Source organism: Lentzea sp. CC55 (assembly GCF_021056325.1).
Lineage (GTDB): Bacteria > Actinomycetota > Actinomycetes > Mycobacteriales > Pseudonocardiaceae > Lentzea > Lentzea jiangxiensis.
This window is the reverse complement of the sequence record NZ_JAJCXE010000022.1, coordinates 957,053-967,233: the sequence shown is the minus strand read 5'-3', so window position 1 is coordinate 967,233 and position 10,181 is coordinate 957,053. Positions and strand designations below refer to the sequence as shown.

Here is a 10,181-nt window from a genome sequence, read left to right as displayed (position 1 = left end):
GTCGCCCGGCCGTGCCGCTCCAGGTGCCTCGACCACCGCGGTCGCGGTCGAGGCGGAGTGCTCGCGCATCTCCGAGCTGATCGTCGTCAGCCGCTGCCCGATGGCCGCGAGCTCCAGTGCGAGGCGCTGCTCGTACCCGAGGCGATCCTGTCCGTCCATGTGATCAGCGTGAGGCAGAGCACGCCCGGTTACATCCGTACACCTACTCATCCGCTTGACTCGATACGTGTGTAATCGATTAACTACTGCTCCGTGACGACCATGAAGGACGTTGCGCAGCACGCCGGCGTCTCCACGGCCACCGTGTCGCGCGTGCTCAACGGCCATGCCGCACCGACTCCCGAGACCCGTGAGCGCGTGCTCGCCGCCATCGAGGAGCTCGGCTACCGGCCGAACGCCCTGGCGCGGTCCCTGCGGACCACCAGCACCCAGACCCTCGGTCTGGTCATCAGCGACCTGCTGAACCCGTTCTTCGCCGAGATCGCCCGGGCGGTCGAGGACGAGGCCCGGTCACACGGCTACTGCGTCGTGATCGGGAACGCCGACGAGAGCGCCGAGCAGGAGGCCACCTACGTGCGCACCCTGCTCGACCGCCGGGTGGACGGCCTCCTGCTGTGCCCCGCGACCGACGACCCGGGTCTGGTCCGCGAAGTGAGCGCGGGCGGTGTACCGCTCGTCCTGCTCGACCGGACGGTCAGGGGCGCGACATGCCCCGTCGTCCGCGCCGACGGCAGCGAGGCGTTGACCGCGCTCGCCCGGCGGCTCGTCGGCGCCGGCCACACCCGCATCGGTGTGATCGCGGGTCCGCCGAACACCTCCACCGGAAGAGAACGCACGGACGTGCTGACGGGCTCGCTGGGCGGTCTCGCGCAGGTCGTGCACGGCGACTTCCGGCAGGAGAGCGGCAGCCAGGCCGCCGCGAAGCTCATCGACGACGGCGTCACGGCGCTGATCGCGATGGACAACCTCATGGGGCTCGGCGCGCTCGGCGAGGTGCGGGCCCGCGGCCTGCGGATCCCGCGCGACATCGCGTTCGCGGTGTTCGACGACCAGCCGTGGTTCCCGCTGCTCGACCCGCCGATCACGGTCGTCGCGCAGCCGACCGTGGAGATGGGCCGCGCCGCCGCGCGCAGCCTGCTCGCCCTGGTCGAGGGCAGGCAGCCCGACGACGTCCGCCTGACCGCGAAGCTCGTGCTGCGCGGCTCGCTCGGGGAGGCCGAGCTGTGAAGACCCTCATCACCGCCCGCGGCATCACCAAGCACTTCGGTGCCACCAAGGCGCTCGACGGCGTCGACCTCGACATCAACGCGGGCGAGGTCCACGTCCTGCTCGGCGAGAACGGCGCGGGCAAGTCCACGCTGGTCAAGGTCCTCGCGGGCATCCACGACCAGGACTCCGGCACGATCGAGGGCAACGCGAGCCTGGCCGTCATCCACCAGGAACTGGCCCTGGTGCCCGAGCTCAGCGTCGCCGAGAACCTGTTCCTCAACCGGCTTCCGCGCAGGTTCGGCTTCGTCGACCGCGCCGGGATGCGCAGGCGTGCGCCGGAGCTGCTCGACCGCGTCGGGCTGCGCGTCGACCCGAACGCCAAGGTCAAGGACCTGGGCATCGCCCAGCAGCAGATGATCGAGATCGCCCGCGCGCTCGACAAGGACGCCGGCGTGCTGATCCTGGACGAGCCGACCGCGGTCCTCACCGACACCGAGACCGACCGGTTGCTCGAGATCATGGCCCAGCTGCGCCACAACGGCGTCGGCCTCGTCTTCATCACCCACCACCTGGACGAGATCCAGCGCATCGCCGACCGCATCACGATCCTGCGCGACGGCCGGTCCGTCGGCGTCCTCGGCCCGCGCGCCACCACCCGGCACATGATCGAGCTGATGGTCGGCCGCCCGATCGACGAGCAGTACCCGCGCGCCCGGCAACGCCCCGGCCAGCCCCTGCTCAGCATCTCCGGCCTGACCAAGCGCGGCGTGTTCCACGACGTCGACATCGAGGTCCGCGCCGGTGAGGTCGTCGGCATCGCCGGGCTGGTCGGTGCCGGACGCACGGAGGTCGCGCGGGCGGCGTTCGGCGTGGACGGCTACGACAGCGGCACGGTCGCGGTCGACGGGAAACCGTTGCCGCGCCACGACGTCCAGGCCGCGATCAAGGCAGGTCTCGGTCTCGTCCCCGAGGACCGCAAGGGCCAGGGCCTGGTCCTCACCGCGACCGTCGGCCAGAACCTCGAGCTCGTGACGCTCGCCAACCGCGACTCGAAGCGCCTGCACGACATCGCGGGCAAGCTCCGGATCAAGGGCCGCGTGGAGCAGCCGGTGAAGGAGCTCTCCGGCGGCAACCAGCAGAAGGTCGTCATCGGCAAGTGGCTGCTGGCCGACCCGAAGGTGCTGATCCTCGACGAGCCCACGCGCGGCGTCGACGTCGGCGCGAAGGTCGAGATCTACGAACTGATCAACCGCATGACCGCGCAGGGCCGGGCCGTGCTGCTCGTGTCCAGCGACCTGCCCGAGGTGATCGGGATGAGCGACCGCGTCGTCGTGATGGCACACGGCCGGGTGGCCGGTGAGCTGCCGAAGGGCGCGACCCAGGACCAGGTGATGGCACTCGCCGTGCAGGAGATCCCAGCGTGAGCACGATCAGCATCCGCAAGTACGCCAGCGAGAACGGCGCCCTGGCAGGACTCGTCGTCCTCGCCCTGGCCATCGCCCTCGCGCAGCCGGCGTTCCTCAACGCGCAGAACCTGCTCAACGTCGGTGTGCAGGCCGCGGTCATCGCGATCATGGCGTTCGGCATGACGTTCGTGGTCGTCGCGGGCGGCATCGACCTGTCGGTGGGCAGCATCGCCGCGCTGGCCGCGATGGTCGGCGCCCTCACCGCGGGGCCCGTCGGCCTGGTCGTCGGCGCGCTCTGCGGTCTCGTCAACGGCGCGCTGATCAGCTACGGCAAGCTGCCGCCGTTCATCGCGACGCTCGCCATGCTCAGCGTCGCCCGCGGCCTCACGCTGGTGTTCTCCGAGGGCCAGCCGCACGAGACCGACGAGGTGGTCACGTTCCTCGGCTCGAACCTCGCGCCGATGCTGCCGTTGCCGCTGCTGCTGATGCTGGCGTTCTTCGGCATCACCGGCCTGGTCCTCACGCGCACGAACCTCGGCCGCCGCATGTACGCGATCGGCGGCAACGAGGAGGCCGCGAAGCTCAGCGGCATCGACGTGCGCCGCACCAAGCTCTGGATCTACGCCCTGTCCGGCCTGTTCGCCGCCGCCGCGGGCCTCGTGCTCGCGGGGCGGCTCGGGTCCGCCGGACCGCAGGCCGCGGTCGGCTACGAGCTCGACGCCATCGCCGCGGTCGTCATCGGTGGTGCGTCGCTGTCCGGTGGCGTCGGCCGCGCCACCGGGACGTTGGTCGGCGCACTCGTGCTCGCCGTCCTGCGCAACGGCCTCAACCTGCTGCAGGTGCCGCCGTTCTGGCAGCAGGTCGTCATCGGCGCGGTGATCGCTCTCGCCGCGTTGCTCGACTCACTTCGCCGTCGCTGAGAAATCCCGCAACAGGTAAGGAAAACACCAATGAAGGTGACCCGACGGATCGCGTTGACGCTCGGTGCCGCTGCTCTGCTGGCAACCGGTTGCAGCGGAACAGGGGCGTCCGGAGGCAGCGACATCACCATCGGCCTCGCGGTGTCCACTTTGAACAACCCGTTCTTCGTGGAGCTCCAGCGGGGTGCGCAGGAGATGGCGGACCAGCTCGGCGCCAAGCTGACCGTCGTGGACGCCCAGAACGACGCCACGAACCAGGTCAACCAGGTGCAGACGCTGGTCACCCAGGGCGTCAAGGCGATCATCCTGAACCCGGTCGACTCCAAGCAGGCCGCGCCCGCCGCCAAGGCCGCCGAGACCGCGAACATCCCGCTGATCTCGGTCGACCGCGCGGTCGAGGGCGGCAAGGTCGCCGCCGAGGTCGCCTCGAACAACGTCTCGGGCGGCAGCCTCGCGGCCATCGAGCTCGGCCGCGCCACGACCGGCGAGGTCGCGCACCTCAAGGGCATCTCGGGCGCGTCGGCGTCGCGCGACCGCGGTCAGGGCTTCGAGCAGGGCCTGAACAGCGGCAGCATCAAGGTCGTCGCCACCGCCGTCGCGGACTTCGACCGCGCCAAGGGCCTCAACGAGACCACGAACCTGCTGCAGGGCCACCCCGGCATCAAGGGCATCTTCGCCGAGAACGACGAGATGGCGCTCGGCGCGATCAAGGCCCTCGGCGCCCGCGCCGGCAAGGACGTCATGGTCGTCGGCTTCGACGGCACCCCGGACGGCCTGAAGGCGGTCCAGGACGGCACGCTCACCGCGACCATCGCCCAGCAGCCGAAGCTCCTCGGTTCGAAGGCCGTCGAGCAGGCCGTGCGCGCCGCGAAGAACGAGCCCGTCCAGCAGGTCGTGGACGTCGAGGTCAAGGTCATCACGAAGCAGAACGTGGCAGAGTTCATCAAGTGACGAACACGCTGCTAGTCCTCGGGTCCGCCAACGCCGACCTCGTGGTCGAGGTCGGCAGGCGGCCCGCCGGCGGTGAGACCGTGCTCGGCGGCGACACCGTCGTGCTGCCCGGCGGCAAGGGCGCGAACACCGCCGTCGCGGCCGCTCGCGTCGGTGCCCGGGTCGCGCTCGTCGGTGCCCTCGGCGGCGACGGGTACGGCTCGCTGCTGCGCGAGTCGCTGGAGTCGTCCGGTGTCGACACCGCGCTGGTGAAGACCTCCCCGCGCCCCACCGGGATCGCGTACATCACCGTGACGCCGGACGGGGAGAACTCGATCGTCGTCTCCCCCGGCGCGAACTCCGACGTGGCACCGTCCGACGTGGACGCCCTGTCGCTCGGCGGCGTGCGGGTGCTGACGTGCTCGCTGGAGGTGCCGCTGGAGACGGTGGTCCACGCGATCGGCGTGGCCTCCCGCGCCGGCGTCCGGACCGTGCTGAACCTGTCGCCGGTCGCGGACCTGCCCGCGCAGACGCTGGAGCAGCTCACCGTGCTGATCGTGAACGAGCACGAGGCCGCGCAGCTCGCCGCCGACTGGAACGGCCTGCTCGCGCTCGGCCCGGCGTTCGCGATCGTCACGCTCGGCTCGCGGGGCGCCGCCGTGGTGGCGCGGGACGGTGTCGTCGAGGTGCCGTCGATCGAGATCGCCGAGGTCGTCGACACGACCGGTGCCGGTGACGCGTTCGCCGGGGCGCTGTCCGCACGGCTGGCCGAGGGCGACGACGTCGTGCAGGCCGCCCGCTACGCCGCGAAGGTCGCCGCGCTGTCCGTCACGAAGGCGGGCGCGCAGCCGTCCTACCCGACCGCCGCCGAGGTGGGTTAGACCGCACTGTGCCGCTCCGAACGGCCCGGTCCGCGCCCTGGCGCTCGATTCGTCACACTGAGCTGTCCCGGGTTGCCAGGTGAAGGGTATGGTCTAGACCATGTCGAGCGCGCGGCTGAGCGGTGTCGGTGTCAGCAGCGGCCGGGCTTCCGGCCCCGTCGTGAGGGTGTCCGAGGCCCTGCCCGAACCTCCGGCGGGTCCGCGACCCGCGGACACGGCGGCCGAGGCCGCCCGCATCCGCCCGGCGACCGAGGTCGTGGCGCAGCGCCTGATGGAGCGCGCGAAGACCGTCGAGGGTGACGCCCGCGCCGTTCTGGAGACCACGGCGGCGATGGCGGGCGACCCGTCCCTCATCAAGTCCGCCGAGAAGCTCGTGTCCGACGAGTCGCTGCCCGCCGCCCGCGCGGTGCACCAGGCAGCCCAGAAGTTCATCGGCGCCCTGCAGGCAGCCGGTGGTTACATGGCCGAACGCGCCCGCGACGTCCAGGACGTCCGCGACCGCGTGGTGGCCGAGCTCCTCGGCCTGCCCGCCCCCGGCGTTCCCGACCTCGCGTCGCCGTCCGTGCTGGTGGCGCGTGACCTCGCCCCCGCGGACACGGCGGGACTCGACCCGTCGAAGGTCCTCGCTCTCGTCACCGAGGAGGGCGGCCCCACCTCCCACACCGCGATCCTCGCGCGTTCCCTGGGCATCCCGGCCGTCGTCGCGTGCCGCGGCATCCTGGCGTTCGAGGGCACCTCTCTCGACGTCGACGGCGACACGGGCCAGGTCCGCGAGTCGGACGGCAAGGTCCGCGCGGCGGGTACCGGCAAGAAGGCCGAGTGGAACGGCGTCGGCGTCCTCAAGGACGGCCACCGCGTGAAGGTCCTCGGCAACGTGGGCTCCCCCGCCGACGCCGCCGCCGCGGCCGCCGCGGGTGCGGAGGGCGTCGGCCTGTTCCGCACGGAGTTCTGCTTCCTGGACGCCGCAGAGGAACCGACCGTTGCTGAGCAGACTGCTGCTTACGAGGCCGTGCTGGCGCCGTTTGCGGGCAAGCCGGTTGTGGTGCGCACCCTCGACGCGGGCGCGGACAAGCCGCTGGCGTTTCTGAACCCGGAACCCGAGCCCAACCCGGCCCTCGGCATCCGCGGCCTGCGCGTCGCCTTCGACCGTCCCGAGGTGCTGGACCGCCAGCTCGAGGCCATCGCCGCCGCCGCGGCCTCGTCGGGCGCCGACGTCTCGGTCATGGCCCCGATGGTCGCGACCGCTGCCGAAGCCGCCTGGTTCGTCGAACGGGCCCGCGCCGTCGGCATCCAGCGCGCCGGCGTCATGGTCGAGGTCCCGTCGGCCGCCCTCTCCGCGCGCGAGATCCTGCAGGTCGTCGACTTCATCTCGATCGGCACCAACGACCTCGCCCAGTACGTCTTCGCCGCCGACCGCCAGCTCGGCGGCGTGGCGGCGCTCAACGACCCGTGGCAGCCCGCCCTGCTCCGCCTGATCGCCCTGGTCGGCGAGGCGGCCACCGCCACCGGCAAGCCCGTCGGCGTGTGCGGCGAGGCGGCAGCCGACCCGTTGCTCGCGTGCGTGCTCATCGGAATGGGCATCACCTCGCTGTCCATGAACCACACGGCACTCGCCGGAGTCGGCTCCCGGCTCGCGACGTCCAGCACGGACATCTGCCAGCTCGCGGCCCGTGGCGCACTGGCGGCGGGCGACCCGGCGTCGGCGAAGCTGGCGGCCCGCGCCCCGCACTAGGCACCGTCACCCGATCGTGTGAGCAACGTGGGGGCCGCGCCCCCGCGTTCTGGTCGCATGACCGACTTCATCACCAAGAACGGCAAAGTCATCCCCCTGAACGGCGGGGGCGGTGGTGGCAGGAAGGGCGCCGGAGCGGTGGTGGCGGGGGCGTTGGCGCTGACCGTGGCCGCGGGCACCGGCGGAGTCACGACCCTCGGCGGCCCCGGTGCGGCCGAGGTCGGATCGGGCGGGTCGTCGGTGCGCCTCGGCCCGCGCAAGGCCGAAGGTCAGAAGGCGGCCCGCAGGGGTGACGCCGAGGGTGCCTGGCAGCGCATGGGCATGAAGCAGCTGAGACGCACGGTCCGGCAGCAGGCCGAGTGCGTGGCGGTGTCGTTCGGCGAGGTCCGCGAGTTCTTCACCAGAACCCGCTGCACCTCGCTGGAACGCGTCCTGTTCGCCGTGACCGACGGCGCCGGCAACACCGCGGTGATCTCGGTGGTGTGGGTCGGCCTCGCGTCGTCCGGTGACGCCCGCAGGTTCCAGACCCTCATGAACAGGCACGGCAGCGGCGACGTCCACCCGCTCGGCAGCCACCTGCTCGACCTGGGCGACATCCACTTCACCGGCCTGCGCTACGGCAGCGACCGCGACGGCGCGACCGTGACCGTCGCGGAGGCCGAGACGGCGACCGGCCAGGTCGGCCACGACACCCTGGACGCGCTCGCCGGGGTCGCCGCTCACCTGCCCCGCGTCTGACGGCGGGCTAGCGCCGCAGCTCGTCGAGGACCGCGCGGATCAGCGGGTGGTCCTCCGACCCGCGCCGCACCGCCGCCACCACCCGCCGCAACGGCGCGACTCCGGCCACCGGCACCCCGCGCACGGCGTTGCGGGGAGCCAGCGCCACCCCGGCACCGGCGGCGACCAGGGCCTGGATGGCCCGGAAGTCGTCGGACACGTGCCGGATCCGCGGCGCGAACCCGGCCTGCGCGCACGCCATCTCCACGACGTCCCGCAGCGGGTTCCCGGGCAGCGTCACCACCCAGTCCTCGTCGGCCAGCGACGCGAGGTCCACCGGTCCGCGTGCGGCGTGGCCCGGCGGCAGCACCACGTCGAAGGGCTCGGTGTAGAGCGGGAACCGGGTGAAGCGCTCGGTGGTGCGGTGCTCCTCGGTGATCGCCACGTCGATCTCGCCGTCCAGCAGCAACCGCACGCTCTCGTGCCCCTCGGCGTCGCGCACGGACAGTTCGATGGAACGCCGCTTCAACGCCGCCAACGCCGGTGCCACGACCTGCGTGATGGCCGAGGCGAACGCGGCGACCGCCACCCGTCCGGAGGTGCCCGACGCCAGGGCGTCCAAAGTGGCCTGGGCGCGTTCCAGTTCGGCGGCGACGACGTGGGCGTGCGTGACGAGCAGGTCGCCGGCCGGGGTGAGCGACACCCGGCGGCCCTTGCGCAGCAGCAGCGGATGGCCCGCCTCGGACTCCAGTGCTGCGAGCTGCTGCGACACCGCCGACGGCGTGAGGTGCAGTGCGGCGGCCGCGGCCGTCACGGTGCCATGGTCGGCGAGTGCGCGCAGCACGCGGAGCCGTCGTGGGTCGATCACCGCTCAATGATGGGGGACTCCACCTCGCCGTTCACGGGGACGTCCTGGGGCAGGATCGGCTCGAAGTCCACCTGCTCCAGCAGGAGGTACTGCTCCTGCGAGATGGCCGTGCCCGCGGGCAGACCGCGCTGCGGCGTGGTGATCACGTCCCGCTCGAGGATCGGCAGCCCGGTCTCCTGGTCGACCACCAGCTGGGTCTCGACGCCGGTGAACTGGAAGGTCGGCGGCGCGGCGATCGCCACGCCGGTCCCCCTGCGCTCGTCGAGCACGGTCACGTCGCCCAGGAACCGAGCCCCGTCGAGGGTCTTGAGCAGCTCGAACGCCGCACGCCGCTGGTCGTCGCGCACGTTCGCGCTCATCAGCTCCATCGCGAGCGACCCGATCCGGTAGGGGTCCTTCCCCACGACGGTCTCCAGCGCCTTCCCCAACTCGCGCGGGTCGGCGGGCAACGAGTCGAGCGAGTCGAAACGCGCGTTGCTGTGCAGGGACATCTGGAACCCGGAGACGGCGGTCTTCTGCACGGCGGGCTTCATCGGGCCGATGCGCACCAGGTGGTCGCCGCCGACCTGCGGCACCGCCTCCGGCTTGCCCGCCGCCTCCCACTCGTTGCCGCGGTCCAGCGAGAACGGCGTCACCTCGCCGTCCTTCTGGATGACCGCGATCTGCTGGTTCTCGGCCACCCACCGTTCGGTCCGGTGGTCGAACGACACGGCGTACGGGTCCGCCGGATCACCGACGATCATCAGCGACCACTGCCGCGTCAGCGCGTGCCACCACTTCGGCGGCGCTGCGGGCTGCACGGGCTGAGGGGGCGCGGGCATCAGCACGACCGCAAGCACGATCACGGCGGCGATGACCACCAACGGAGCGAAGCGCCGCACGAACTGCTTCCTGGCCGGCCTGTCGCGCGGCAACGTGGTGATGCGTGCGAGGTCGCTCTCCATCCGCTGCGGGTCGACCTCGGGCGTGGGCGGCTTGGCCTGCGCCAGGTCCTTCATGAGGTCTTCCATGACTCCCTCGCACGGTCGAAGTTCGCTGACGAGAGAGCGGCCTGCAACCGTCGCCGGGCCCGGTGCAGGCGCACGAAGAACGTCGCCGTGGTGCACCCGAGCACCTGCGCTGCCTCGGCGGCGCCCAGTCCGTGCCACGCGATGAGCGTGAGCACCTCCTGGTCGGACTCGGAGAGGCTCGCGAGCGCCGCCCGCAGCTCGATGACCGCGAAGGCGTCGTCCGCGGGCAGGTCGGCGAGCTCGTAGTGCGTCGTCTGCCGGCGTGCCTCGCGCACCAGGTTGCGGGCGATGCCGATCAGCCACGGCAGCGCGTTGGACGGCATCCGGTCGAGCCTGCGCCAGGCGATCGTGAAGGTCTCGCTCGTGATGTCCTCGGCGAGCCGCGACCCGGCGTGGCTCGCGGCGTAGGCGAGCACCCGCGGATAGCACTCGCGGTAGACAGCGGAGAAGTCCTCCACGATCGCCCCCTCCCTCTTCACGAGGTAGTGCGCCGATCGCGGGCATTCTT

At 72.0% G+C, this 10,181-nt stretch carries 10 protein-coding genes; 7 read left to right on the top strand and 3 right to left on the bottom strand.

Translation table 11 applies throughout. The features are described from left to right. The first annotated feature begins 261 nt into the window (after window positions 1-261). The 7 genes from L6E10_RS20545 (at window position 262) to L6E10_RS20515 (ending at window position 7,816) form a co-directional block, all read left to right on the top strand. A complete protein-coding gene (locus L6E10_RS20545; protein WP_236221084.1) occupies window positions 262-1,227 on the top strand; it encodes a LacI family DNA-binding transcriptional regulator in 966 nt (321 codons plus the stop codon). Beyond that, a complete protein-coding gene (locus L6E10_RS40875; RefSeq protein WP_236221083.1) occupies window positions 1,224-2,633 on the top strand; it encodes a sugar ABC transporter ATP-binding protein in 1,410 nt (469 codons plus the stop codon). The genes L6E10_RS20545 and L6E10_RS40875 overlap by 4 nt, the downstream gene beginning before the upstream one ends. Continuing rightward, the gene (locus L6E10_RS20535; protein ID WP_236221082.1) at window positions 2,630-3,535 is read left to right on the top strand and encodes an ABC transporter permease; all 906 of its coding nucleotides are present in this window, start codon (window positions 2,630-2,632) and stop codon (window positions 3,533-3,535) included. Before L6E10_RS40875 ends, L6E10_RS20535 begins: the two co-directional genes overlap by 4 nt. Window positions 3,536-3,565: 30 nt before the next feature. Continuing rightward, window positions 3,566-4,486 carry a substrate-binding domain-containing protein gene (locus L6E10_RS20530; protein ID WP_236221081.1) on the top strand — a complete coding sequence of 307 codons (921 nt, stop codon included), beginning with the start codon at window positions 3,566-3,568 and terminating at the stop codon, window positions 4,484-4,486. Further along, entirely contained in the window at window positions 4,483-5,346 is an 864-nt protein-coding gene (locus L6E10_RS20525) for a PfkB family carbohydrate kinase (RefSeq protein WP_236221080.1), read from the top strand. Before L6E10_RS20530 ends, L6E10_RS20525 begins: the two co-directional genes overlap by 4 nt. A gap of 100 nt (window positions 5,347-5,446) precedes the next feature. Next, complete coding sequence (gene ptsP, locus L6E10_RS20520) at window positions 5,447-7,078, top strand: phosphoenolpyruvate--protein phosphotransferase (RefSeq protein WP_236221079.1); 1,632 nt, start codon at window positions 5,447-5,449, stop codon at window positions 7,076-7,078. A 57-nt stretch (window positions 7,079-7,135) separates the two neighbouring features. Beyond that, the gene (locus L6E10_RS20515; protein ID WP_236221078.1) at window positions 7,136-7,816 is read left to right on the top strand and encodes a hypothetical protein; all 681 of its coding nucleotides are present in this window, start codon (window positions 7,136-7,138) and stop codon (window positions 7,814-7,816) included. A gap of 7 nt (window positions 7,817-7,823) precedes the next feature. On the opposite strand, the gene L6E10_RS20510 is transcribed toward L6E10_RS20515, so the two are convergent. The 3 genes from L6E10_RS20510 to L6E10_RS20500 are packed head-to-tail and all read right to left on the bottom strand — an operon-like array spanning window position 7,824 to window position 10,152. Continuing rightward, the gene (locus L6E10_RS20510) at window positions 7,824-8,663 is read right to left on the bottom strand and encodes a LysR family transcriptional regulator (RefSeq protein ID WP_236221077.1); all 840 of its coding nucleotides are present in this window, start codon (window positions 8,661-8,663) and stop codon (window positions 7,824-7,826) included. After that, window positions 8,660-9,673, bottom strand: coding sequence for a hypothetical protein (locus tag L6E10_RS20505; protein WP_236221076.1), 1,014 nt, complete (start codon window positions 9,671-9,673; stop codon window positions 8,660-8,662). Before L6E10_RS20505 ends, L6E10_RS20510 begins: the two co-directional genes overlap by 4 nt. Beyond that, complete coding sequence (locus L6E10_RS20500; RefSeq protein WP_236221075.1) at window positions 9,658-10,152, bottom strand: RNA polymerase sigma factor; 495 nt, start codon at window positions 10,150-10,152, stop codon at window positions 9,658-9,660. Before L6E10_RS20500 ends, L6E10_RS20505 begins: the two co-directional genes overlap by 16 nt. Between the last annotated feature and the right edge of the window lie 29 nt (window positions 10,153-10,181).

Bases quoted from the DNA above. Each gene is read 5' to 3' on its own strand.
- ptsP (WP_236221079.1), top strand. From the start codon at position 5,447: ATGTCGAGCGCGCGGCTGAGCGGTGTCGGTGTCAGCAGCGGCCGGGCT.
- L6E10_RS20515 (WP_236221078.1), top strand. From the start codon at position 7,136: ATGACCGACTTCATCACCAAGAACGGCAAAGTCATCCCCCTGAACGGC.
- L6E10_RS20530 (WP_236221081.1), top strand. From the start codon at position 3,566: ATGAAGGTGACCCGACGGATCGCGTTGACGCTCGGTGCCGCTGCTCTG.
- L6E10_RS20545 (WP_236221084.1), top strand. From the start codon at position 262: ATGAAGGACGTTGCGCAGCACGCCGGCGTCTCCACGGCCACCGTGTCG.
- L6E10_RS20505 (WP_236221076.1), bottom strand. From the start codon at position 9,673: ATGGAAGACCTCATGAAGGACCTGGCGCAGGCCAAGCCGCCCACGCCC.